Annotated in this window: 27 protein-coding genes; 13 read left to right on the plus strand and 14 right to left on the minus strand. The window is 51.0% G+C overall.

From position 1 onward, the window contains the following. The first annotated feature begins 253 nt into the window (after positions 1–253). From ABI361_08970 to ABI361_09000, 7 genes are all read left to right on the plus strand, one after another. The gene (locus ABI361_08970) at positions 254–2,998 is read left to right on the plus strand and encodes an adenosylcobalamin-dependent ribonucleoside-diphosphate reductase (protein MEO9320790.1); all 2,745 of its coding nucleotides are present in this window, start codon (positions 254–256) and stop codon (positions 2,996–2,998) included. A gap of 117 nt (positions 2,999–3,115) precedes the next feature. Next, on the plus strand, positions 3,116–4,882 hold the full coding sequence (locus tag ABI361_08975; GenBank protein MEO9320791.1) for a hypothetical protein: 1,767 nt from the start codon (positions 3,116–3,118) through the stop codon (positions 4,880–4,882). 153 nt (positions 4,883–5,035) lie between these two features. Beyond that, positions 5,036–6,121 carry a hypothetical protein gene (locus ABI361_08980; GenBank protein ID MEO9320792.1) on the plus strand — a complete coding sequence of 362 codons (1,086 nt, stop codon included), beginning with the start codon at positions 5,036–5,038 and terminating at the stop codon, positions 6,119–6,121. Positions 6,122–6,247: 126 nt separating this feature from the next. Then, the gene (locus tag ABI361_08985) at positions 6,248–6,439 is read left to right on the plus strand and encodes a hypothetical protein (GenBank protein MEO9320793.1); all 192 of its coding nucleotides are present in this window, start codon (positions 6,248–6,250) and stop codon (positions 6,437–6,439) included. 53 nt (positions 6,440–6,492) lie between these two features. Then, entirely contained in the window at positions 6,493–7,050 is a 558-nt protein-coding gene (locus ABI361_08990) for a MarR family transcriptional regulator (GenBank protein MEO9320794.1), read from the plus strand. Between the two features lie 3 nt (positions 7,051–7,053). Further along, the gene (locus ABI361_08995; protein MEO9320795.1) at positions 7,054–7,452 is read left to right on the plus strand and encodes a VOC family protein; all 399 of its coding nucleotides are present in this window, start codon (positions 7,054–7,056) and stop codon (positions 7,450–7,452) included. A gap of 95 nt (positions 7,453–7,547) precedes the next feature. Continuing rightward, on the plus strand, positions 7,548–7,742 hold the full coding sequence (locus ABI361_09000; protein MEO9320796.1) for a hypothetical protein: 195 nt from the start codon (positions 7,548–7,550) through the stop codon (positions 7,740–7,742). Between the two features lie 147 nt (positions 7,743–7,889). On the opposite strand, the gene ABI361_09005 is transcribed toward ABI361_09000, so the two are convergent. Both ABI361_09005 and ABI361_09010 read right to left on the minus strand, forming a co-directional pair. Then, the gene (locus ABI361_09005; GenBank protein MEO9320797.1) at positions 7,890–8,990 is read right to left on the minus strand and encodes an SIMPL domain-containing protein; all 1,101 of its coding nucleotides are present in this window, start codon (positions 8,988–8,990) and stop codon (positions 7,890–7,892) included. Between the two features lie 80 nt (positions 8,991–9,070). Beyond that, a complete protein-coding gene (locus ABI361_09010; GenBank protein MEO9320798.1) occupies positions 9,071–9,379 on the minus strand; it encodes a P-II family nitrogen regulator in 309 nt (102 codons plus the stop codon). Positions 9,380–9,466: 87 nt separating this feature from the next. Here ABI361_09010 and ABI361_09015 point away from each other — a divergent pair, with 87 nt between their 5' ends. Further along, complete coding sequence (locus ABI361_09015; protein ID MEO9320799.1) at positions 9,467–10,483, plus strand: glycosyltransferase; 1,017 nt, start codon at positions 9,467–9,469, stop codon at positions 10,481–10,483. A 2-nt stretch (positions 10,484–10,485) separates the two neighbouring features. Here ABI361_09015 and ABI361_09020 read toward each other — a convergent pair whose 3' ends face one another. From ABI361_09020 to ABI361_09045, 6 genes are all read right to left on the minus strand, one after another. Next, positions 10,486–10,863 carry a hypothetical protein gene (locus tag ABI361_09020; protein ID MEO9320800.1) on the minus strand — a complete coding sequence of 126 codons (378 nt, stop codon included), beginning with the start codon at positions 10,861–10,863 and terminating at the stop codon, positions 10,486–10,488. A gap of 82 nt (positions 10,864–10,945) precedes the next feature. After that, positions 10,946–11,362, minus strand: a complete 417-nt coding sequence (locus tag ABI361_09025; GenBank protein MEO9320801.1) for a hypothetical protein — start codon at positions 11,360–11,362, stop codon at positions 10,946–10,948. A 306-nt stretch (positions 11,363–11,668) separates the two neighbouring features. Next, positions 11,669–12,859: a hypothetical protein gene (locus tag ABI361_09030; GenBank protein MEO9320802.1), complete on the minus strand. Its 1,191-nt coding sequence runs from the start codon at positions 12,857–12,859 to the stop codon at positions 11,669–11,671. 70 nt (positions 12,860–12,929) lie between these two features. After that, positions 12,930–13,205, minus strand: a complete 276-nt coding sequence (locus ABI361_09035; protein MEO9320803.1) for a hypothetical protein — start codon at positions 13,203–13,205, stop codon at positions 12,930–12,932. 300 nt (positions 13,206–13,505) lie between these two features. Next, the gene (locus tag ABI361_09040; GenBank protein ID MEO9320804.1) at positions 13,506–13,739 is read right to left on the minus strand and encodes a hypothetical protein; all 234 of its coding nucleotides are present in this window, start codon (positions 13,737–13,739) and stop codon (positions 13,506–13,508) included. 105 nt (positions 13,740–13,844) lie between these two features. Further along, entirely contained in the window at positions 13,845–14,468 is a 624-nt protein-coding gene (locus ABI361_09045) for a hypothetical protein (GenBank protein MEO9320805.1), read from the minus strand. 357 nt (positions 14,469–14,825) lie between these two features. Between ABI361_09045 and ABI361_09050 the strand changes: the two genes are divergently transcribed. From ABI361_09050 to ABI361_09060, 3 genes are all read left to right on the plus strand, one after another. After that, the gene (locus ABI361_09050; GenBank protein MEO9320806.1) at positions 14,826–15,152 is read left to right on the plus strand and encodes a hypothetical protein; all 327 of its coding nucleotides are present in this window, start codon (positions 14,826–14,828) and stop codon (positions 15,150–15,152) included. A 648-nt stretch (positions 15,153–15,800) separates the two neighbouring features. Continuing rightward, positions 15,801–16,418 carry a DUF1326 domain-containing protein gene (locus tag ABI361_09055; protein ID MEO9320807.1) on the plus strand — a complete coding sequence of 206 codons (618 nt, stop codon included), beginning with the start codon at positions 15,801–15,803 and terminating at the stop codon, positions 16,416–16,418. A 34-nt stretch (positions 16,419–16,452) separates the two neighbouring features. Beyond that, positions 16,453–17,406 carry a DUF2182 domain-containing protein gene (locus ABI361_09060; protein ID MEO9320808.1) on the plus strand — a complete coding sequence of 318 codons (954 nt, stop codon included), beginning with the start codon at positions 16,453–16,455 and terminating at the stop codon, positions 17,404–17,406. Between the two features lie 130 nt (positions 17,407–17,536). Here ABI361_09060 and ABI361_09065 read toward each other — a convergent pair whose 3' ends face one another. Continuing rightward, on the minus strand, positions 17,537–18,109 hold the full coding sequence (locus ABI361_09065; protein MEO9320809.1) for an OsmC family protein: 573 nt from the start codon (positions 18,107–18,109) through the stop codon (positions 17,537–17,539). Positions 18,110–18,225: 116 nt separating this feature from the next. On the opposite strand from ABI361_09065, the gene ABI361_09070 reads away from it, so the two are divergent. Further along, positions 18,226–19,158 (plus strand): winged helix-turn-helix transcriptional regulator, encoded by a 933-nt coding sequence (locus tag ABI361_09070; protein ID MEO9320810.1) that lies wholly within the window; start codon positions 18,226–18,228, stop codon positions 19,156–19,158. Between the two features lie 616 nt (positions 19,159–19,774). Here the strand turns inward: ABI361_09070 and ABI361_09075 are convergent. Beyond that, on the minus strand, positions 19,775–21,397 hold the full coding sequence (locus ABI361_09075) for a hypothetical protein (protein MEO9320811.1): 1,623 nt from the start codon (positions 21,395–21,397) through the stop codon (positions 19,775–19,777). Positions 21,398–21,808: 411 nt separating this feature from the next. On the opposite strand from ABI361_09075, the gene ABI361_09080 reads away from it, so the two are divergent. Next, positions 21,809–21,985 (plus strand): hypothetical protein, encoded by a 177-nt coding sequence (locus ABI361_09080; protein ID MEO9320812.1) that lies wholly within the window; start codon positions 21,809–21,811, stop codon positions 21,983–21,985. Between the two features lie 206 nt (positions 21,986–22,191). Here the strand turns inward: ABI361_09080 and ABI361_09085 are convergent, their stop codons facing one another. From ABI361_09085 to ABI361_09100, 4 genes are all read right to left on the minus strand, one after another. Beyond that, positions 22,192–22,518 carry a hypothetical protein gene (locus ABI361_09085; GenBank protein MEO9320813.1) on the minus strand — a complete coding sequence of 109 codons (327 nt, stop codon included), beginning with the start codon at positions 22,516–22,518 and terminating at the stop codon, positions 22,192–22,194. 394 nt (positions 22,519–22,912) lie between these two features. Beyond that, positions 22,913–23,590 (minus strand): hypothetical protein, encoded by a 678-nt coding sequence (locus tag ABI361_09090; protein ID MEO9320814.1) that lies wholly within the window; start codon positions 23,588–23,590, stop codon positions 22,913–22,915. Positions 23,591–23,784: 194 nt separating this feature from the next. Beyond that, positions 23,785–24,129: a hypothetical protein gene (locus ABI361_09095; GenBank protein MEO9320815.1), complete on the minus strand. Its 345-nt coding sequence runs from the start codon at positions 24,127–24,129 to the stop codon at positions 23,785–23,787. A 255-nt stretch (positions 24,130–24,384) separates the two neighbouring features. Further along, positions 24,385–24,531: a hypothetical protein gene (locus ABI361_09100; protein ID MEO9320816.1), complete on the minus strand. Its 147-nt coding sequence runs from the start codon at positions 24,529–24,531 to the stop codon at positions 24,385–24,387. Between the last annotated feature and the right edge of the window lie 137 nt (positions 24,532–24,668).

Below are 24,668 nucleotides of genomic sequence, written 5' to 3' on the forward strand. Positions count from 1 at the left end.
CTTCCCGCCGCACGCCGTTTTCACCGGGCGGCAAATCCCGGCGGCCGCCTGGGCACAATGGCAAATGACGATTGGCATTCTGCCAGTGCGAATGCAAAAATCTTCGTGATTTCAGCGTAAACTTGGTGCAACTTTATACCGGATGTGCGACTCCTAATACTGTGGTGTATATTTTCACTACTCAACAATGTACTATTCTTCTCATAAAAGGTATAAGTATTAGTCCTATTGTGTATCGGTGGGATGGCGGCACTTGACTACAGTTGACTCGAAAGAGAGCTTGATTTCACAGATACGAAAACGCGACGGCCGGATTGTCGACTTTGAACAATCAAAAATTTCTAACGCAGTATACAAGGCGCTTGTCGTAAACGGCAAGCCCGATTACCCGCTTGCCGAAAGGCTGGCGGCAAAAGTAGTGGGCAAGCTGATGGCCCACGGGTATGCAGCAGAAAAGCGGCTGCAGGTTCCGAGCGTAGAGGACGTGCAGGACATGGTAGAGTCGGTCCTGATTGAAGAGGGGCTTTCAGACACTGCCAAGTCGTACATTCTCTACAGGCACGAGCGCCGCAAGGTCCGCGACGAAAAGATGAAGATTCTGAACAAGAGGGACCTTGATGAGGTGGACAAGGCGTTTGACCTAAACTCGCTGCGCGTGCTTGCCGCGCGCTATTTGCTGCGCGACGACAGCAACGAGATTATCGAGGGGCCAAAGCAGATGTTCGAGCGCGTGGCTACGCTTGTGGCAGTCGCCGACGTGATGCACGACCCGGCGGTGTTCAGCGTTTCAGGCGGCTACACGCAGGATATTTCGGAGGCCGAGCGATATTACTCCAAGATTGCCGACTTTGACGGCAAGCTCAAGATAGGCGAGTACTACCTTAACAGGTACCACTTTGAGGCAGTGATCCGCCACTATATCGACTGCGCCAGAAGGGGCCAGATGAAGCTCGGCTTCAAGGAACTCCTGAGGCTCATAGTGGAGGGCAAGATGTCGGCATACGGCGAGAAGGTGAGGGAGTACTATAACCTGATGGTCTCGCGGGACTTTTTGCCAAACACGCCGACGCTGATGAACGCCGGCGCCAGGCTTGGCCAGCTGTCGGCCTGCTTTGTGCTCAGCATGCCGGACGACATGGAAGGCATCATGAAGTCGTCGACTGACGCCGCAATGATATTCAAATCGGGCGGGGGCGTGGGCATAAACTACTCTGACCTCAGGCCGGAAGGCGACATTGTCGCGTCCACATCCGGCGTGGCGTCCGGCCCGACGTCGTTTATGCGCATTATAGACACCATTACCGACGTTGTCAAACAGGGCGGCAAGAGGCGCGGGGCGAACATGGGCATCCTGGAGGCGTGGCACCCGGACATTGAAAAGTTTGTGACTGCCAAGACAAAGCCGGGCGTGTTTGAGAACTTTAACGTAAGCGTAGGCATCTGGGAGGACTTTTGGAAGGCGCTTGTAAGCAGGGATGGCAACCACAAGTACACGCTGCGAAACCCCCGCACCCACGAGCCGCTGCGCCACATCGACGCGCAGCAGCTCATAGACCTGATTTCGCTCAGCGCCTGGAAGAGCGCCGAGCCGGGAGTGATATTCTTTGACAACATCAACAAGTACAACCCGCTTGTAGCCGCCAAGGGCGGGCCGCTGCGCGCGACAAACCCCTGCGGCGAGCAGTCTCTCTACCCATACGAGTCGTGCAACCTGGGCTCAATCAACCTGGCAAACTTTGTCAAGCGCAAGGCCGACGGCATGTTCGAGTTTGACTGGCAGCGCTACGAGCAGGCAATCAGGCTGGCTACCAGGTTCCTGGACAACGTAATTGACATGAACAAGTACCCGGTAACCGAGATTGACGAGAACACCAAGGCCACCAGAAGAATCGGGCTGGGCATTATGGGCATCGCGGACCTGCTCTTCCTGCTGAAAATCCCGTACAACTCGCAAAAGGGCTATGACTTTATGAACAAGCTGGCAGAGGCGGTGTCGTACTTCAGCATGCAAGAAAGCGTGGCAATTTCCAAATCGCGCGGGCCATTCCCGATGTTCAAGGACACGGACTATGTCAAGGGCAGGATTCCGGTGGCCGGCTATTACGAGCTCCCAAGGGAAACCCACACCTACGACTGGGACACCCTGATAGAATCCATCAAGAAAAACGGCATACGCAACTCATGGACGTCGACCATCGCCCCTACCGGCACCCTTTCAATGATAGCCGACACGGCAAACGGCGTAGAGCCCGTGTTTGCGCTTGTATATGAAAAGCGCGTAACCGTGGGCAGGTTCTTTTACACCGACAAGGTGTTCGAAAACGCGCTCAAGGAGAACGGCCTGTACTCCGACGAGATACTCACAAAGATCGCAAACAACTACGGCTCTGTCCGCGGCCTCCCGGAGATCCCCGAGTGGATGCAGAGGATCTACGTGACTGCCATCGACGTCCACTGGACCGACCACGTTCTTGCACAGGCAGTGTGGCAAAAGTGGATAAGCAACGCGATTGCCAAGACGATAAACATGCCCGGCGACGTGACGGCGGAGGACGTGAAGTGCTCATATCTGCTCTCGCACGAGCTGGGGCTCAAGGGCGTGACCGTTTACAGGGACGGCTCGCGGCACGAGCAGGTCCTGCACATCACCGGCAAGAACACCGGCGAGAAGAGCTTTACGGTCAAGCCGAGCAGGGCAGTCTACGAGTACGTCAACTCGCAGATAAAAGAGCCGTACGTGCACGAGCAGATGCAAAAGATATTCAAAGAGTCCGGCGTCGAGGAGGACAGGCCGGCGATAGCGACAAAGCCCCTGGTACCTGCACAACAGGAGCCTCAAAAGAAGCCTCAGCAACAGCAGCAGGCCGGGGCGCAGTCGCTGCAAATGATGGAAATTGCCGACGAGGACAGGTGCCCTACCTGCAGTGCTAAACTTATCGTGACGGAGGGCTGCAACGTGTGCATCGAGTGCGGCTTTAGCGGCTGCGGCTCGGGCTAGGCCCTCTTTTTCCTTTTTCCGTACAATCTCGTCGTAGAATCTATTTACGGTTTGTTCCTGAAAGGCTGCCAGTTATTGCGTATATAGTGTGTCGTTTTTTCTGAAGCCGGATACAAATTGGGGCGCGCACCGGCGATTGCAATTACCGCTTTACTCTTGTCGCTGCTTGTCATTGCGGGAGGCAGGATGGCGTATGCCATGGGCCCCGGCCCCGGCGGATGCAGCTCGTATGACAAAAACGGCAGGGAATACGACGGAACCATTACTTCGCTCAAGATAAGCAACGGAACTACGACCGTGGACGCGCTGCATTCAGCGGCATCACTGGACGTTTACACCGACAAGACGTACACAGTAGCCCTCACGCTGCATGCACTTGACACAGGAACAGCTTACGACAACGCACATTATGATAAAGTGACATTTAGCGATCCAGCTCCGGGCTCCTTGTGGTTTGACGACAACGGCGCCAGGCTCTTCTGGCAAGGTCAATGCGCCACACGCATCCCGATGTACGGAAATACCACCATCAGCACAAACTTTGGATATCCGGCAGAAGGCAACTCGGTCTACATTGACAGCCAGCCGGTGACCTTTGAAACAACGAAATCCAGTGTCAATTTCAGCATAAACTGGGTAAACAGCGCGGTGACCGGCGCAAAAGCTCGCCTTACAATAATCACTCAAGACGCAAATGGGAATTCGCTGCCAGGCTATTTTACAAGCGTATACGAGTACAGGCCATCGAGTATTCCTGCCCTATTGGATACTGGCTTTTCGCCTGCAGCCTTTTCGCTTCTTTCAGGCCTGATGTACACAGTACAGGTACAAGACTACGGCGGCTACTACTTCAATCACTGGCTTGATACGGGCGGAGCCGACAGGCAGCGCGCCGTCTCCCTTAACAGCGATACTACACTAGTTGCGGTCTACAGCACCTCGCCGTCGGCATCTCCGGACTTTACGATTTCAGCCAATCCGCAGTCGGTAACAGTGCCGGCGGGAACCTCCGCAACAACGTCCATCAAAGTGAACGAAACAAACGGTTATGGGGCAAATTTGGCACTTTCAACCAGTTCTTCGGACCCTGGAATATCTGCTTCGCTATCGTCCAGTACCGCAATCGTCGGCCCATACGGGAGCCCCGCTATGATTACTGCGACAATTTCAACCTCTCCGGGCATTGCACCGGGCACATATCCGTTAACGATAACTGCTTCCGGACCCTATTCGCTGAGCCATTCAGTCACCATCACGATAACAGTACCTCCCAATAGTAGCGGAGGCAGCGGGTCGTCGGCCAGCGTCATTGTCAATTCAGTCGATTCGTCAAACAACCCAATAGCCGGCTACTACACTATACTGTATCAGAATGGCGCGGCAGTGACTTCCGGCTTTACGCCAGCAACCCTCTCAACAACCAGCGGTCAGTCATACACAATAGAAGTACAGGACTATGGCTCCTACCACTTTGACCACTGGTCTGATGGCTCGACAAACAGGGACAAGACGTTTACTGCAACATCTTCAGCTCAAACGTTTACTGCTGTCTACACTACAGGCTCGTCAAGTGGCAGCGGTGGGAGTGGAGGAGGCTCAGGCGGTACAACATCTCAGCTATCTGTACAAACGTTTGGTTCAGCAGGCAACCAAATCAATGGCTACTATGTGACATTATGGCAGAACGGCAATGTCATTGCAAGTGGCTTTTCTCCAACATCGTTTACCATAAACAACAACGAGCAGTACCAAGTAGCTGTGGCAGACTATGGCAGCGAATCGTTCAACCACTGGGAAGGCGGCAGTACAGACAGAATGTATCCAGTAGACATAACCGGAAGTGCAAGCACCAGCGTAATAGCGCATGCATATTACAGTTCCTAGATTGCAATCTATCATCGAGTGGCTTGCTACAGGCTTTGCGCGCTAGCAAGCTTTATTCTTTCAACGTGCAAGAATTCGCGAATCTGGGCAGCGAGTCTCAGCCCTGCTACTCTCTACTATTGTTTTATAATAGTTGTATGTTTTTCGGGTGAAATGATTCATTTCTCAAGTGCCAGGTCGTTGTCAGTCGCACTTGCCGCTCTTTTGGCAATCGGGCTCCTGACACCGCTTCTCGCATATGCAAAGCCACCAACAGTTGACCACACGTCGCTTTTTGTGGGCGATGTCGGCGACGGCACTGTCAAACTATTCAACAAGGCTATCCCTGCTGCACGGTCAAACGTCTCTGCGGACTATCAGGGCGTGTTTGCCAATGCCACAAGTGCCACGACAAGCAATAACGGAGTGAGCGGGCTTATTTTCGTAAACGGCACCCTGCTTGCTGCAAGTCCGTGTTTCTATCCTTGTGCCGACAACGGAACCATCCTTAAATTCGATGCCAGGACAGGCGCGTTCAAAGGCGTTCTTGTCAGCCCAACAGAATTCGGAGCCCCGTTTAACCCGCGCGGAATGGTGCTGGGCCCGCACAACGTTCTCTATGTAGCCGACCTTGGAGACTGCGGATTTCCAACAGGTCCGGAAAACTGCGGCCTAATCAGAACATATGACGCGACTTCCGGGGCATTTTTGAAGGCATACAACGCAACCTCGGTCTTGCAGCCACAGGGCGATCAGTTCAACCCGCGCGGCGTCGTCTTTGGTCCAAACGGCCTGCTCTACATTTCAGTGTATGACACGCAGAACCCGCTGACAGGAAACATCCTGACCCTAAATACCCACACCGGCAAGTTCAGTATCTTTGCCAGCAGCCACACCTGTGCCTGCAACCTCCACCGCCCAGAAGGTCTGGTCTTTGGCCACGACGGCAAGCTCTGGGTCACAAGCTTTAGGGCAAACTCGACCGACGTTGACAGGCTGCTTGCGTTTGACTCTAAGGGCAAGCTGGTTGACTCGATTAGCCTGGAAAAGCCCGGCTACAGCGTCAGAACATATGCGCAGGCAATCCTGTTTGGCCCCGGCAACCTGCTGTTTACGCCAACGTCTGCCGGTGAGCTTCGAGGCTACAACGTCGTGACTCACTCGTACAGCACTATCGTCAACTCGACTTCGACTCCGCTGGTAGCTCCGTGGTACCTGACCTTTAGGGGCACGGACCCAAGTACGCTAGAGTTCCACTAGGCCAGACGGCCTCTTTTTCTTTTTTAAGCGCTAGATGATCCCGGTAGAATACTGCCAGATTAATTAAATAAGTCGCCCCAGAAGCTTGCATATTTGCCTTGCACCTGCTCTTCAGAATCTGACTGCATGAAATTGAAAGACGCGCTAAAGCGGATGTTCAATGACAAACCGGTTATGGTGAACCTGCTGGAAAGAGCGGGCATGAGCTTCTCGATGCCGTGCTCGAGCCTTGAGGAAATCGAGACAAAACTTGAAGAGATGCTTGGCAAAAGGCCTGCCGAGACCATTATCGAGAGGTTAAGGCAGGAACTTGCCTAGCTCGGAAAACACGGAAACAGTTTAAATCGGCCGCCGATGCATAATTAATTAAAATGTCTTCCCAGAACAGGGTTGACGACAGCCCGAACCACTTTATGGTGATGGATGCGATTGCTAGAGGATTAAAGAGCCCCGACAAGATTTCCCGCGCGACCAACATCTCCAAACCAGAGGTCGAGTCTATAACAGACGACCTTGTGACCCAGCGGCTCGCGGTGCGCACCGAGAAGAAAGGATTGCTGGGCGGAAAAAAGGTAGAGCTTGGCATAACCGATATCGGGCTCAAGCTGCTAAACTCCAAAAAGGCGGAGCTCCAGAAAGAGGCTGAAAAGATTCAGCGCTGGTACAACAGCGGCAACACCGACCAGCTGCAGGGGTACATGGACAGCAACCGCGCCTGGATACCCATGATGATGTTCTCCGGCATAATGAACGCCATGTTCTTCATGTCAATGATGTCCATGATGGACATGGCCATGCTGCCCACGGAGAGTGCCTTCGCAGGCGACCCGAGCGGCGGTGCAGACATGAGTGGTGGCACCTATGACGCAGGCAGCGGCGGGGACATGGGAGGCGGCGACTTTGGTGGCGGCGGAGACGTCAGCTTTTAGTAAATGAACGTAAAAAAGATCGTCGAGACCTGCGTCTATCACACCGACCTGCACGCCATGAAGGACTTTTACACCCAGGCTCTCGGCCTGGAGTTTATTTCCGGCGAGCCGGGAAGAAGCGTTTTTCTGCGCGCCGGCCAGAGCATGCTCCTTATCTTCAACCCCGAGGCGACAAGAAGCCACCCAAAGTTTCCGCCGCATGGCGCATCAGCCCCGTCAGAGATCCACCTGGCCTTTGAGATACCCGACGGAGAATACGAGGCGGCAAAGGAAATGCTTTTGCAAAGCGAAGTCAAGATAGAGCGCGAGCTGACATGGGGAAGCGCAAGGTCGATTTATTTCCGAGACCCGGCGAACAACCTGGTGGAGCTGATAACGCCCGGCGCGTGGCCGGTTGACTAGAGGTATCATCCGGCTATTAGTTGTCAAAACCCTTGCCTATGGTTACGACGGAATTGCTAGCAGGCCTTATTCCGCTCCCCGGGCACTGGTAAGGCATGGAAACACTTGAAGCAATCATCTGCGTCGCGATTGGGTTTGCGCCAACGCTAATCGCGCTAAAGATAGGCGAAAAGATTGGGAAAAAGCGCGCCAGCCTGTCGATAGGCCCGGTACAGCCGGCCTTTGTCATGCAGGGAAGTGGCCTTGACCAAGCGGATTTTGAGGGGTTTGGAGATCTGCCAAAGCTGTGATTTATGCTAGCGCAAATCTTCAGGGAGCCAGCCTTTTCCGCCGCAGGCCATGCATCTGGCGAAATGTGCCGAGTCCAAAAGCCGCGCCGGCTTCCAGCCCGTTGCCCAGACACTATGGACAGAGCTTTGGCAATACGCCTTGATGCGTTAGGGCCCCACTATAACATTGATGGAATAGGTTCTGACAGGATTGTCGGGTTCCCACGGCCGGACGTACTGCAGCTCGATGGTGGTGGTGCCCTGCTTTAGCGCCTGGAACGTCAGTACCTGCTTGCCGCCGGCTCCCAGCGCGCTCGAGGTCGCGGGCATGTACTCGTCCAGAACCAACCTGGCCATTGAACCGTCAATCCTCTTTACCTGCCACGAATAGCCGGTCGTCGGGTTTGAGTCGAGGGCAACGGAGAAGCTGCCGCCGGCAGACGCGGATGCCGTCGCATTTGAAGCATGCGCACTTTCGGAAGAGCCGCCAATTTCAAAGGTCACATGCACGCTTGCAGAAACGTCCTGGCTGCCAGGTATTATAGGCGTCGTGGGACCGGCTCCGGAGGAGTACTGAAATCCCACCTTAGAGTACACGACCGGATAGCCGTCGATCTCTATGCTCTGCACGTCTGTGACGCTCATTCCAAGCGGCGCAAGCGCAGCCTGGGCCTTTGCCTGCGCGTTCGCAATAGCCTCTGAAATCAGCTCATTTCTTATCTGATCCTGCCTCTGGTCTGAAACGGAAAAGTACAGCGAGTCAATTCTGCTGACGCCGGCCTGACCTGCAGCGTCGATCCATTGCCCGACCCGGTCGAGCCGGGGGCTTTCAACCACTATCGAGTTGACCGCCTTGTAGCCTGACAACACCTGCTTTAGAGCCGGAGGGCAGTATGCCGGGCCGCTGTACTTGAGGCAGTCATCGGCTCCTTTCACATAGTCATAGACCGGATAAACGCTGTACTGCGACGTGCTTATCTCAGACTCTTTGACCCCGGCCTGCTCCAGGGCAGCGATTACCATGCTCGTGTTCTCGGCGTTTGCCCGAATTGCAGCAGACGCCGTTTTTTCCTGGCTTTCAACAGCAAAGGAAATGCTCAGTTGGTCAGGAGACGCCCTGCTGCTAGAGACGCCTGTAACTGAAAGCGTCCTTGTCCCGTTATACTGAAAAGCCGCACTGTGAGGCGCCATGCTCGCCAGCACTCCAAATGCAAGAAAGATGCAGGCAGCGCCTCCCAAAAGCGCCCCAAAAACTATGTTTGTTCTCATTTCAAGGCGATTGCTGGCGCGCATCTATAAGAGCGCCTAGCATTGCAAAGAGTGGCACTGCATTTTGCGCCGCCAATTCCCTAGAATGCAATTGCCTCGTCGACAGCCGACACAAAGATTATTCCAGTCGAGGAAGGACCAGCCGCGGCGTCCCTTATCACGTCTACAGCCTCCTTGAGCCTGGCGTCGTCGACTACGGTCACAACGGCCTTTCTGTCGGAGTAGAGCATCTTGGCACTGCCTGTGCCTAGTCCGTACTTGATCGTGTATTTCTCGCCCTTGCCCACTCCCTTTGCCTCATAGATTGTAGCAGGTATGCCTATCTTTTGGAGCGCAGTGACAGTCGAGTCCAGCTTTTCCGACCTGATTACGGCTTCGATTCTCTTCATGAACCTAGCAGCTGGCTGCGCTCGATATATTTTTTTGACCGGGCGGCAAAGCATATCTCTACTTCCCAAGAGCAGGCAATCGCGCCATTGTCAGAGCAAGTGATGTTTTTTGTCAGCCCAATCGGCCTTGGCCACGCGACGCGCAGCATCGCGATTGCCCGCGAGCTGTCATGCAAGGTGCATTTTGTCAGCGGCGGGCCGGCCGCAAGGATGATTGAAAACCACGGCTACCCTGCGGAGGACGTGTATCTGCCAAACAAGTTCGAGGTGGAGTCTGGCAGGCTGCAAAATTCCTTCAGGTGGCTCATGAGCTATTACTCGTATTACCGGAAATGCAGGGAAATTGCGGGCCGGATTCTTGACGGCTCTGACGCGCTGGTGGTAAGCGACGAGGACTTTGCATCGATTGGAGTCGCGCAGGAGGCAGGACGCAAGAGCGTGCTTGTCACCGACATCTTGGAGACGCACTTTACAAAAGGCGCCGCATCGATACTTGAAAAGAAGATGAACAGGGCGATGCAGGAGCTTATCGGCCGCTGCGACTCGGTGATTATCCCGGACCTGGGGCGCGACGTGAACAACCTGGTCCACGTCGGACCGATAGTGAGGCAGGCTAGCGCCAGCCGCGAAGAGCTGCGCAAGAAATTCGGCTTTACAAAAAAGACAATCCTTGTGAGCATCGGAGGGACGGATGCCGGCAGGTACCTCATAGAGCAGGCCGCAGCAGCTCACAAGAGACTCGGCGAGCTCGACTCTGACCTTGTCGTGGTTTCCGGCCCGTCGCTCAAGCTCGCACCGGGGGACTATCGCGACCTGGGCTTTGTCGACAACCTTCACGAGCTTGTCCTTGCAGCCGACCTTGTAGTCTCGCTTGCAGGCAGGTCAACCATGGACGAGTCGATCGCATACGGGACGCCGGGCATTTTCATTCCAATCAAGGGGCATTTTGAGCAGGAAGACGGCGCGGCGCGCCTTGGCTTCAAGTACGAGGACATCTACCGGCTTGAGGAGCTTATCACGGAAAAGATTTCCAGCCCGCGCGGCGCGCAGGCAAGGCCCGACGGCGCTGCCAGAGCCGCGGCCGTCATATCGCGGTACCTGTAGCCTCAGCCCCGCGGCTTTTTCAGCTGGAGCTTGGCGACTTCTGGTATTGCAAACGCAAACTGCACATGCTCGCACGTCTTTGACCGGTCAAGGTCGCAGTACAGCTGCTGGTCGTGAAGGTAAACCTCGGCGGTCCGGCCACTGCGCTGGTCCCTTATGAAAAGCATGGCAGGGCTTACGGCGGAAAGCGAGAGATGCGGCGCCATCTTTCTTACCATGTCATCCTTGTCCAGGACTTCTGTCAAAAGCTCGTTTACATAGCCGCCGAATTCTTGGCTGGTGTTTGGCACGACTTTCTTGGTCTCGTTCCAGCGTTCTGCCAGCCTGAGGACGAGAGCCGGCCTCAGAGGCACGTTCTTGGAGCCTTCTTTGAGTGGCATGTGAGAGTGCCTAGGGTAGGCCTAGGCGATCTTATAAGATCTAAGGTTTGGTGCGTGAAAACAAAAAAGAGGGGATTTTTGCCTAGCCCTGCGCGATTGCGGAAGGCCCGTCTACGGTGTCGTAGCTTTTGCGAGCAGCTCTCGGCTTGTGCTCCTCTTCGGGCCTTTTTTCCGAAGGGTGCATCAGGTGCTCTATCTGGTTTGCAATGGTGTGCTCGGGCTTGACAAAAAGCACCTCCTTCATCTGGTGGATGGTCTCATAGAGGCGCTTCTTCCTGCCGACGTGCACAATGCCCGCAGCCTTTTCTCGGGTCAGCAGAACCTCGTAGCACTCCCTGCAGATTCTCCGGCCGTCCCGGTCCCGGCGCCAGATCGCATAAACCCGGCCACTGTGGTGGTTCCTTAGCTCCTTGGGATCCTCAGAAAGGCACCAGCTGCAGAACCTTTCTGCAAGGTTTCCGTGGTGTGTTCCGCAGACGCTGCATTTACGACCTGCCATTTGCCCTGTCTACCCGCCTTGTGGATCGCAAGAAGCCCTTCCGTCCATACTGCTCTAAACCAGATTGCTTTGGACAAGATCGTCCAACTGACGAACTTGAGAATTGTTCCATCGGGGAAGGGCTGAATCCATGATTTTTAATTCCTATGCAATTCGCCTCTAGGACAAAGAGCCGCGCGAATTCACTATGATTTTTCAGCAGCGTATGCTCAGGGCGCCTGTCCAGAACCCCGGGCACGACTCGACGTCAACGCAGCGCAATTAATAACATTATCGCGAGCTTGGTTCTGTAAAGTCTGCCGTTGCTCACAAAGACCTTGATGTGGCGCTGCGCCTGGAGAATGCGATGACTGCAAAAATGGCCGGCCCTGCTAGAGCAGCCGTTATGCCCAAGGGAAACTCGGGCACCACGGTCACTATGCGGTCAAGGTTTGCGTCAACTGCACTTATCTTTGCGGCAAACTGGTCGGCCGGCACCCTGTCGCTTATCATCTGCCTAAGCTGGACCCTTATCATCTGCTCTGTCTGATTCTTGAGGCCCTGCGCCCCTTTCTGTACGAGTACCGGCTCTACGTTTTCAAAATTATCAAGATAGCCGGTGGTCACCAGCGAGTCTGCGGCCGTAAAGTTTCCTGCCCTGTATGCTTTGAGCGCGTCGTCGAGAGCCGCCCGGGTTTTTTCAACATATCCGACGGTCGCTTCGTCCGGGTTAGTCGCACCTTGCACGCCATTGCCTGCAAGATTGTTCAAGGCCTGCGCGAGGGCACCTGCATCCGCGCCGACCAGACTCGGATCGCCGACGCTGGCCATGTCTGACTTGAGCTTTGAAAACAGAGCGCTCACGCTGCTATTTCCAGCAAACGACGTACTGTTGAAAACTGCCTCGGCACTCTCTGCAAATGCCCTGGCGTTCCGGTATTCAAACTGCTCGCCTATGTGTCCGGCCGCCGTCACTGCCTCCTTGTACTCGCCACTTGCCTTTGAAACAATGCCCGAAGACACGCTCGCATTAAAGCGGGCATCAGAAGAAACGCCAGGAGGCAAAACCTTCAAGCGCGCAGAGTCGAGCTGATAGCTGATTTTCTGGACGCTTGAGCTAAACTCTTCAAGGCTGGAGCTATTCACCGCACCTGCAAGGTTGGCCAGACCCTGCATTAGCGTGGAGTTCAAGCCGGAATCGACTGCCTGTATTCTGGGCTCAAGTATCGCGGAATACCGTTCCGTCAGCGCTTCGGACACCTGGCTGGTCGCCAGTCCAGAATCGCCCTGCTTTTTGTCAGCTACTGCCTGCGAAAGGTGCGCCTTTACAAGCTCCACATTTGAGGCAAAGTCAATATCGGCCGAAGTAAATGCAGAGGCGTTGCCGCCCGCCTGGGCTGCGGCTGATTGAGAGAAGTGAAATGAGAAAGTGGCAATTACCAGAAATAATGCAACCGCTGCTCCGGCACCGGACCCGATAATCTGAATCTTTTTGCGCTTGGACTGCAGGTTTCGCATGAGCCAAGGGATATTTTTTCAACTTATAAACGACAGGGCGATTTTCATGTCTGGAAAGCATCGTTCTCTGTCATTCTGCCGGACTGTGCCAAGCCGGAGTTACCGGTACGGATAAAGAAGGTCGCTGGGTTCGCTCTATCCTGTCAAGCGCGTCAGTACAGTATTTTTTGAATCCAAACGAGCTTGCAGAATCTGCTACCTCGGCAAGGTAGGGAACAGCGTCCTTGCCAAACCGGGCAAGAGCCCTGACGGACTGAAACCTCGCGTGCTCTGAATCAGAAAAGAGGGCCGCGTCGCGCAAAAGCTTCATGCGTTGCTCGTCGGCAAAGAGGTTCTGCTTGGGCACCAGCCAAGGTTACTGGGGCAGAATAAAAGACTTTCCAGAACTGCGTCAGTACCTTGGGGTACAGGCCAGTTATTTTCGCGCTAGTCTGCGGATCAGGGTGCACTTCTCAAGTTCCAGACAGTAAATGTACCGGCAGCGCAAACAGCAGCGACTGTCGCAATGCGGATGCTTCTAGCGAGGCAAGAAGTTCATCGGGTGTCGGAAGCCTTGGCAACGGCGTCGTCTTAAAACGGGTGGCCAACTGTGGCACGCGGGATAGAAGAAAGATGATTCTTTAATCCATGAAGAGGTTAGGCGTTGTCATTTTTTTCCCGATGATCTTGACAGCTCTTTGAATATGGCGTCCGCCGAAACTCCGAGCATCCTTCTCAGGGTTCCCTCAAACCTTTCCGGGTCAGAAAGAATTTCGTCCTCGTCCATGTGATATACCAGCTTCAGGGTCTTGAAAACCAGGTCGGCTCCTTCCTGCCCTAGCATCTTTTCCAAGCCCGACCGAACTGCGGCTATCCTCACACTCTTGTCGGGCCCTTTCATGCTCATGGGGCTCAATGCAGTATCTTAAGCATGGAGCATTGCAAAGTAGTGCACTGCACAAACAATCCGATATGGCTGAAGGGCTGCTCGCTCTCAATCGATTTCTCAATTAAAGCCCGAGCGCTTTTTCATGTCGTCTAGCAGTGCTTTCAAACTGACATCTTGCCTGTAGGCGACAGGTTGAATTCCCAAGGATACTGATACCTGGCGAACCAGGTTGCTCAGGAGAAATCCGCCTGCAGAGCTAAACGCCGTCCAGAGCACAGGCGCAATCTTGTCAGCGTCAAAGTAAGCATTCTTGAGCGTTGTATCCTGCATCCTCAACTTGCTTTCTATCCACGTGTAAACATCGGGGCCGAGCATTTCAGAAATAAAACCAATAAAGACCGATGAAATGTGGCTGTTGAATTTTTGGTCTGGGGTTAGTTCTCTGACTGGTGATCTTGGGCCGGTTACATGTCTTTTATTTTCATCTTCTGCGAGTGCTTCGAGTTCCAGCCACATGTGCTCAAGCAATAGGTGGCCGCCGTCGGGGCCAAACAGGTCGTTGATGGCGGCCGTGACGCTCTCGAGGGTCAGAGTCCTTGATTTTATCGAAAGGCCGTATTTTTCTTCAAGCGTAAACAGTACCGCCTTCTTTGGCCCTTCTCCCAGGACGGAAAGAGCATTCTCAAGCGCATATGGCAGCATTACGCTAGCAGAAATAGAACGAGATCCCGAGTCTTTCACTTGGCATTGTCACCCTGTAGTTACGGAAATTGGCAATTCATGTAAAGAACCAGTGTATGTAGCTTGCAATAATCATTCTGCAATTACAGATGTGCTCGGGCAAATCCGCCAGCCGGGGCTTTAATCTTTGAAGGGATTGCCACAAGGGCGAAATCTGCACGACTCGTATGGAAGCTAGGCTAGATGCGGACGGAAATGACCTTCGCGACCAGGCAGAAGGGCCCCGCGCGTTATATCCCGGCCTTCAAAATGAAAGCCAGACTTTTGCAACCGCGGTGGCCGGATGCGTTATGTATCGAGATTTACATACAGTCGCTTTTACATCGCAGTCCGCTCATATCTTCATCGTGGTCTTGGTTGGCAATACATACAGGTCAGGACTCCAGCAAGGCAATTGATCTAATACTTCCAATGGCGCTTGACGAGGCTCTGGAGTGTGTTGGAGAGCCAGCAAAGCGAGAGCTACTAGCCCGATTGAAACTTCGGCACAGAATCTCCCTGCAAGGAGGCGCAGGCAAGCTCACCCTGGCCACAGTTGCAGAGATTTCGGAGGAAATCCTTGGACCGGCCGGAAGGCGACTTGTTATCGAACAAATCTGGCTGGTAATGGAAAAGATCGCCCAGGGCAAGTATGAAACGAGTATTCGCGGGTTGAAGGTAGCCGGGCACAGTCATGCGGCTTGATTCAACTAGGATTTCATAAGACTATAGAGCGAGATTGAAAACCCGGCCTGACTTGCAGCCGTAATGCCGTGTCTAACATGGGATCCACTGCCGCTAAAATGCGCCACATCTAAAGACGTTTTGCAAAACAATTTGGATAACACGGATGAGAAGCAATTTTGTTGTTAGGCAGGATAAACACTAGAGGAGGCTGGGATTTCAGCTCGCTTTTACTAGTAACGCTGCAAATCTGTTAAATCTGAACTACTCCTGTCGTGAGTCAGTTTATCTCTTCTCTTCTTAGTTCGTCTTCTACGATTGACATAATCGCTTTGGGAGTGCCAATACAGGCTGCATTTCTTCACTCCAACCTAGAACCGATCTTGGTAATGCCAATGTACATGAAGGCCGCCAACGAGTAATCTATCAAAAGTGAATTATGTGTACATTAGGAGTAGCGGTCGTCGGAATACAGGTCAAAATTGTGTCGAGCTTCTCGACTTTATCCTTGGTTCTTGGGTTCAAATGCTGAGAAGTGACCAATCCAGTCCATTCATCCTCCATGTTTAGTACCTTGGATTTTCAGTTAAGATTTGCAATAGTTGTCCTTGTAAATACCGGGTGTCTTAATCCCGCGCTTGTTTTATAGTACATCCTATATCTCAGTGCATGGCTGCTAGCAAGAACTGGAAAATCGAAGGCGATTACTTTGAAGCATGCAACTGCGACGTCCTGTGCCCATGCGTTTTCATGGGAGCTCCGGACCAAGGTGAATGTGACCTTACGATAGCATGGCATATTGAGAAAGGTCACTTCAATAACACCGCGCTTGATGGGCTAAATGTAGTTGGCGTGTTTCATACACCCGGTCACATGTTCACTGGACCGAAATGGAAAGTCGCACTATACTTGGACGAGCACGCAAGCAAAGAACAGGCCGACGCACTAGGCATGATTTTCTCCGGCCAAGCAGGCGGCTTCTTTGGGGTTATCTCTGGATTGATTGGCGAGGTTGCAGGCGTTAAATCTGTACCCATAAAATTTGTCATTGATGGCAAGAAACGAAATTTGAATATCCCATCAACCATAGATGTCTCTATTGAAGCAATGGAAAGTTCAGTAAATCCGGGGCAAGAAACTGTTCTGACCAATCCTCCGATGACAGTAACACCGGGATTTCCTGCAGTCGTGTCCAAGTCCACAAGAAACAGCTATAGCGATCACGGCATGAAATGGGACAACTCGGGCAAAAATGGACTTTACTCAAAGTTTGCGTATGGCCCATAGTGGCATACTAAATTAGAACGGTTGCGGCGGCCATTTGGATAAAGTTCAGAAGGTTATTCTGGCTTCGATTTTGTTAGTATCAGCCCTAACTTGGGGAGTCTCTGCGATTCAGCAGGACAACATGATGCATACAATGTCCTTTGGGACAATGACCTTAAGTCCAATCACGATTTCCCTGTTCACAACAATTTGGACAATTGGCATGGCTGCAATGATGTTTCCTGCCATTTCGCCAATGGTGCTACTCTACAATCGACTGATTAACAATGGTGGGATGGGCAGCCAGTCCAGTACGGTGGTTGTGGAGAGTCGAGCTCAGCCTCATTTGTCGTCTGCGGCAGTCAAGACAATACTTTTTGTCGGCGCATATCTTGTAGTTTGGGCGCTAACCGGAATTGCGCTGTTTCTTGGCTGGTCGGTTCTCATGGATCGAATAATGGCAATCTCAACGACGCAAACCAACCAGAACATGATCTACATCTACACTGCAATTCTAATCATTTCTGGCGTTTATCAATTTAGTCCGCTGAAAACTAAATGCCTTGGATACTGCGAATCACCATTGAGCTTCTTCATGCGCAGATGGCAACAAGGAAAATCCGGTGCTCTCAAAATGGGACTCTTCCACGGTTTGTATTGTCTTGGATGTTGCTGGCCTTACTTTCTTTTGATGGTAGCATTAGGATGGATGAATCTGCTTTGGATGGGATTATTTGCTGGGATAATATTTGTTGAAAAGATATGGTCTAGGGGCATTTGGGTTGCCAGAGTAGCGGGCATCGGTCTTGTAATTACGGGCTTGTCGGTCATATCCGGTATGGCAGGGGGTATTCTGCCTATGCAGTCTTCCACGGCTATGCAACCGAACTCAGGCATAGGAGGCATGAGCGACGGTCAAATACAGACCCCAAGCCCACAATCCTCTGTAAATAGCACTGTAATGCAAAATTCCAGTTCGGACTCTATGCAACCTATGAATATGAACTAGTGACGCGCCTAGGACGACGTCTCCTCGTACCCTTTTCCTCTGAATAAGGGTGTCGAAAAGCAGACAGGATGAGCGTTTGAACGAAAAAAATGGAAAGGCAGGCTATTTACCTGAAAATTCTTCCATCGCGTCAGGCTTCCAGACGCACTTCAACCGGCGTGGCATTGGTGATCATGTCAAAGACCGGTGATCGGGACTGTGCAAGTTCAACCAGCTTCTCCAGTTCGTCTCGCGGGACACCTCGTGCTTCGATCTTGAAGGATACACTGATCCGATTAAAACCGTTCCTGATTTTTTCCGAAAGACCGAGAAATCCCTGCAGATCAATATTTCCACTCAGCGTCGACTCCACCTGATCTATCTTAATTCCTCGGGCTGCGGCATGATAGATAAGGCTAGTCGTAAGGCATCCTGCCAACGCCGCCAGGGCATACTCGGTTGGATTTGCACCCTGGTCTTTTCCCAATAAAACCGCGGGCTCATCCTCCATATACTCAAACGACTTTGCATGGCTGTGCTCCTGGCATGCTCCGTAGAACTGACTTACGGTTGTTCGGTTGTTGCCTCCGCTGATCCAGTTGTTGCTGGCCTTGAAGGTGAATTTCGCTATCTCGGGATTTCCCTTCACCGCCATGATTGTGTTGAACAGGTTGTCGACGTTTACGCCATTTACGATTTTTTCAGTTGACATGTTTTGTGTCATACCAGTTAGCATACTGTCCGGGCGATATAGTCAGGACGGGAGTGTGACACCCGTGTTTTACAGCGTTGGTCTAAATGCTTATTGATTGGATAGGGGCGATGTAATTTGAGGCCAAATTGGATGCCAAGGATGTGAGGATATTCTGTGAAATGGCGTTCAAAGGCATAGAATATGAAACGTTTACTGACAGGCGAGTTAGCCCGCTTTCAATTGCCAGAAAGTTAGGATTGGACGAGAAAACGGTCAGATCAAGAGTTAGTAAAATGGAGGAGGAGGGATTTATCAAATACTACCAGGCGATTCCAAGTTTGTCATTTCTCAATGTGACTCTCATCTGCTCCTACAGGTTTGAAACCGTGAACATTGCCACAAAGCATAGAGTTATCGAAGATATCCGGAAGATACCGTTCATTGTAGAAGCTATTGATTACTTGGGGCATCATATCTCTGTAAACATTGCAGGCAGATCTGCCGAACTTGTTGAGGATACAGTTGCCAAATTGGCTAACAAATTTGAATTGAGCCGGATGTTGCTTGCCAAGTGGTCACCAAAACAAAACCCATTTCATCCAGATAGATTGGACTGGCAAATAATCCAGAAGCTTCGCTATGACGCCCTCTCCAGCACAAAAGCGATCTCCGAATCTCTATCTCTTACTCAAAGGATGGTCGATTACAGGATCCAGAAACTTCTTGATTCCCGCGTACTTTCCGTCAGGGCAGTAATCGACCCTCAAAAACAAAAGGGGCTAATCTTCTATGAACTTGAAATGGCCATAGTTGAGTCAATGCAGTTTGACGTTGTAAAGCGGTTGGGAGAAATTCACGGGGAAAAACTTTGGTCTGTTAAAAGTTCAGCAACAGTAGGCGTACTGATAGCAAATTTCTTCGCATTTAGTCTGGCAGAACCTGAGCAATCAGTAGTCAGTGCTCTGGGCATTGAGGGAGTCAAGTCTTGCTCAATGTTCATTATCAAGGAAACTATTGAGCCAGACAGGCCCAATTGGCTAGATGGTTTGATTGACGAAAGAATTCTCTCTTCTAATTAAGGAGTGACGTTAGGTGAAAAAGGGCTATACGCTCTTTATCATCTTTGTAAGGTCGTCTTGCGTCATTGTCATTCCGGGATGTGTATCTTGAACATGAATCATCGTGTGCTTCTTAATATCCTCATCACCTTGTGGAGATATTAAGGTCCATCCACAAGGGCAGCTGACCATCTTTGCCATTATCATATGTTCAAGCACGGTTTGCTATATCCTTTTATCGATTGAAGCCCGTACACTTAAATGATAAATCACTCATCCTCTGAACTACAGGCTCTTTAATCGAGCGCACATTGTGCACCTGGTGCAACGCCTGCCGAGAACTTATGGGTCAGGTATCCGAAGAAGAACTACCCTGATCAAGACGGCATCGCCTGTAATAAATGAAGTCGAGTGTGGGATTTCAACTCGTTTTAGCCCGCGTGTCACGCCTAGGGCTTCATAATTAGAAATAGCAACGTTTCCAAGAATGCCACTGAATTTCGAAACGGCAGATCTCTATTTCTTGCGCGTGTCGATTCAAATTCTTTGTGAAAATCTGATTGCGATGATGACTTGCATGATAGATTCAAAAAAATGGAAGGGCAAGTGGCCCCATTATCGTCGTATTTCTATCCGCTCATCCTATTCTCGCTGCTGTAAAGATGTCAAACAGATCGCACTTTTGCGTGACCTTGTGGCCGTTTACGTAATAGTAGCCTACGTCAACTCTCCAGCTGCCTGTCGAATTGTCCACGAACTTGAACATTATGGTGTTGCCCGGTGTGTACTTCATGAGCTTTGAGGTAAAGACCACGCCGTTTGGTCCTGTAATCCAGTACTTTACTCCATTGATGCCTGGCTGGTTGTCAGATGACTTGCACATTATCTTGCTGTTGAGCGGAACTATTGTGTTGTTGATGTTCTTTGATGTATAGTCGCTGCAGACCAGTACCTTGTGGATGTGTGTCGTGCTGTTGGTAAAAGTGTCTGTGATTGTACAGGTAAGGTGTGCGCCTACCTTTGCGCTAGATGCTGATATCACTCCGCTAGGAGCACAGTCGCCTGCAAATGTTGCCGTGTACTGGCTTGCTAGTGATGTCGGGTTGTATGATTCTGTTATTGTGTGTGTCTGGTTAGCGTTAACTGTTGTTGCAGTATTGTTGGCTACTGCGTTGCCGTCAATCATCAGGGTGATGTTGGCAAGTGTTGCTGTTCCACCGACAATGTGCTTGATTACAGTCACGTCAGGTGGTGAGCTTACTGTGCGCTCGCCTAGGACTGCAAGGCCTGCCAAGGCAGTGTTGGGAGCCGAACCAAAGCTTGCGAGAAGTGCTCCTGTGGCAATGTCAATGTGATAGATCATTCCGGTGCCAAGGTCACCCGTCCAGAAGGTTGTTCCGTCTGGGTCGACGTTGAGTGCAAACAGCTCGCTTGCGCCTCCTGCTGGCTCTGGATATCTTTGAACTACTGTGCCGTTGCTTGCAACTCTGTCAACTTCTGACGAGCAAGCTACCAGTTCGCCGCCGTCGCTTGTTATGCGATGGGCATAGCATGGAGTGTTAATTAGGCCGCCAAAAGTAGAGTTTGAAAAGTCTGGCATCTGTGTATTTGTGCATACGTTGAATCGGTGGATTGCGCCTGATTCTGATGTGTAGTGCATTGTGCACTGGTCAGAAGCTAGATCAATCCAGTCTGTTCCCCTGCTTCTCTCACTTACGGTAAAGTTAGCGAGTTGCTTCCCGGATGGGTCGAACTTGTAAATATAGGCAGTGCTGTCTGCGTCACCTACGTAGATGTTGCCTGACGCATCGACAATGCAGCTTTCCGGATCTTGTTGCAGGCCGCTTGCAAAGCTAGCATTTGCAAGATTGCCTGCGCTGTCAAACTTGCTAAGAATGCCGCTAGAGAATGTTGTGACATAGAGGTTATGGCTTGCGTCAAAGCACATTCCTGTGGTATAGGTGGAGCCTGTGGTGGTGTCGAGTGTCTGTACCAGAGCTCCTGTTCTATTGAACTCTTTTACTTGACCAGAGCCAACCGCTGCGAGCACGTCGCCGCCTTGGATTGGTGCATTAGTGGTATGCGTCTTGACTATGCCAGAATGAACTACTTGAGTGCTTTCATTCTTGGCAAGTAGAGATGTTGCTGCTGCAGATTTGGCTATAAGCGAAGGTGTAACTAGAGCGGACAAGAAAATTAGTCCAGCTATCATAGTTACAGCACCAAGCTTTGAGCCAAGATTGCTGTATCTATCAAACATGTTGAGAGTCTACAGAAATAAGTAGTATAAAAGAATTACATGTTTGAGCTGATGGTACGAACTAATCGAGCTATCTCTATTCTTTTGAATCAAGGCTACAAATTGCGACTGACCATGAGGGTGAGTACACAGGGAGATGCTCCGTAAACGCAACCAGCCTCGACACCGCGCCTATGCAGGTCTGCATCGATAAGAAGTCTGGACCATGAGCTCATAATGGGAAAGTGCGGATCTCCTCAGCCGACAATGCTGCACGGTATTGCTGGACGGCTGCAAACGCCGCATGAGTCGGTTATCGAAAACTTGGCAATTCGAATTTTCTTTACTAGATGCTTCAACTTCCGGTGTCGCCCTTTGCGTAATTGGCCCGAAGTATGAATTGATAATATATCATTATGAGCTATAGTACACGTGTCAATAACCGACGAAAAGGGTCTCAGGTATTATGAAGAGGTCATCAGGCTCATGAATGAGATGGTTGCATTGCTCAAGGAGAATAACAATATGCTTCAGCAGCACAATAATACAGTGACGGAATTAAATGAACGGGTTCGCAAGATCGGGATAAATACGAGCAATATCAGGTAGTAATGACACATTCTGAAATTGTGTTAGTATGCAGATTGGGTTCCTGTAACATAGCGGCGCTTTTGCACAAGTTAAACTATGTAAAATTTGCTTTGTCAAAAAGTCCGCTTCATCTCTCCGTAAGCTCGCGGTTTACCGGGTTTTAGGCAAAGACTGCTAAAGCTGCTCATATTTGGACGAGGGACCAAAGGGTATTTTCTTGAATTTTACCGCCGCCTAAACGCAATGTAAGCGGTGGGGTACATCGCCAAGTTGGCCACGACGAGTATGACGATTGTCGGAAGCCAATCTGAATCATGACCCGAACCGTCATATTTTAGTACGTGTCCAAGGTAGCTCAGAACTCCAAAGTAAAGGACAATTAGGCTCCAAATGCCAAGTGCAAGTATCGGTAAATATCGCCCATGCTCACCAACCTTGAGAAACAGGTATGTCGAGACAGCAGACGGGAGTGAAAAAAATACAAAAACGACTAAAAAGGCCACATCTGAGCTCGTCGTCGAAGGCCCAACCGGCGCCAGGGGAGCGAGCAAATAGAACCAGAATGTCACAGTCATCGCCGCGAAATAAGAAAGTAAGATTATCTGCGGAAGAGTGAGTTTGCGGCGAGTATTTTCGATACTAGGCGCCCTTATCGCCAATGTCGACCTAGCATAAGATACTCCGCGCTTTTAGTTAAGGATTCTCAACGACCATAACAACAGGATGGAGAAGCTAAATGCCGAGGCAAGCGACAGAGAAGGTATTGAGGGGAATGAAAAAGATGGACTCGCAAATCTTCAAGAGCTGGCAGCAATACCACGATTACTTTAGAGCATGAAGGGCTAGAGGAAAAACACCTGCAGAAGCGGCTATCATCAAGATTGAAGGTAGGAACAAGTGGATAACAGTGATTCAAAACGCCGTTCAACTGTCTATGAACTGACTCTATTTTCCTCTCGACGGACGATTTATAACAAACTCTACCTTTTGGTCGAGATTTTTTCTAAAGAGGTTTTCGCACATGGCAATATCCTGCCCTGCAAGAATCCACAGGTCGAGGTCTTTAGTAGGGGACCCAAATGAGTCATGCTTCTCCCTCGAGTACCCAATATGTAAATCACCGATTATGGATTCGTCTCCCGACAGCTTCCTGTTAATGAAATCGTCCTGTCCAACCTCCTCAAGTCGTATCGAATAAATTTTGTCATACATAATCTGGTAGTTATTATTGTCCCAACTTAGGACAGAATCAATTGTCTTATTGAAAGCAACCTGATCACTGCTGTCTGAAATCAACTTGATCTCCTCCTCCAATTTGTTCTGACTCCGCCTGTCGTGTCTGAACTTCAGCTGTTGTGCGAATATAAACAGGAATGCTGACACCACAACCAAACCAATGCCAAAGCCTGTAATTCCAAGGTCTTGAAACTTCAGAAAGGAGGCAATGAACCCCATGCCGATTGCACCCAGCAGTGCGCCTAGGAGACGTAACGGACCTACGTACAACGCTTGTTTGTTAAACGCTACTACCAGCAGTCGATCGTGAAGAAACATTATTGAAAATTGCATATTTCTTTTCACATAATGAAATTGTTTAACACGAATTGACGGGACTGAACTCAATCGTTAGCTTACAGGAACACAATTTAATAAATATTCTCACTTTGAGTACAACCGCAGGAAAGGCAGATAATACGTTGAATTAAGATTATGAGGACTAGGAGGAATTTGTAAAAGCGCCGCGAGTTAACACCCAGCCGAAAAACAGGGAAGCGCCGGCATGTTACGGAACCCAAATTCGCGTTTTGCCTAAATTCTCAGGCATGCAATTTGTCAATGACCGGCATGACCTTCTCAGTCATTATGCCATCAATGTTCTTGGCCTGCACATCAAATGACAGGAGCAAGAGATGATTATCGGGCAGCGGGACAGTGACTCTTGTCAGCAGTTCGTAACGCGTAATGGTATACCGGACTTTGCCGAGCTTGCTCTCCCAGGGAAGTCTTGTAGACTGGCGTATGGTCGCGTGCAATGCGTACCTCTCCGTCTCTTCGACTGTCATCAATGGTTTGAGGTCTTTTCGGAATCTATTTGCAATCATGTAACCAAGCTTGTTGGTTACGCCGCAAAAGCGGATTGAGTTGTCTAGCGGTAATACCAATTCAGGCAGGCCTGCGTAATCAGAATAGCCGCTTTCCGTATTAGTGAGACAGCAGCCGGAGTTAATAGGTTTTATCGAACTGGTCTATCGCAAATTCAGGTTAGCGCCCGGCGCATTAACACAAGTCTTGAAACATAGCCATGGGATTCAATCAATTTAGCGCCCACCAGTTGAACAGTAATCCAAGCAATGTGCAGAAAGTACCGGGATTCTACAATAGTGTAGGACGGGAGTGTGCCTCAGCCAGTGCGTGGGCTAGGCCGCCTGTGCCTGCCTTGTTGGCAAATGCCGCCTTCTGTACTGGATTTCGTTTCTCAAGACGAGGAAGAGTCCAGCGCCAGTGATTACGAGCGCAGTTATACTGAGCGCAGTCATGAAATCGGCAAGGCCCGTTAAACTCATAGCAAAACCGTAATCGGCAATCTGGCTATTAAGGGGAACTTATTCAAGTTCTGAGAAATAGATGCGAGTAACCATTGCGCATCTTTCAAAGCTACTTCGTGCCCCGTATTATTTTCTATCTGCGATCTCTTGTTTGG

The organism is Nitrososphaera sp., from assembly GCA_039938515.1.
Taxonomy (GTDB): domain Archaea; phylum Thermoproteota; class Nitrososphaeria; order Nitrososphaerales; family Nitrososphaeraceae; genus Nitrososphaera.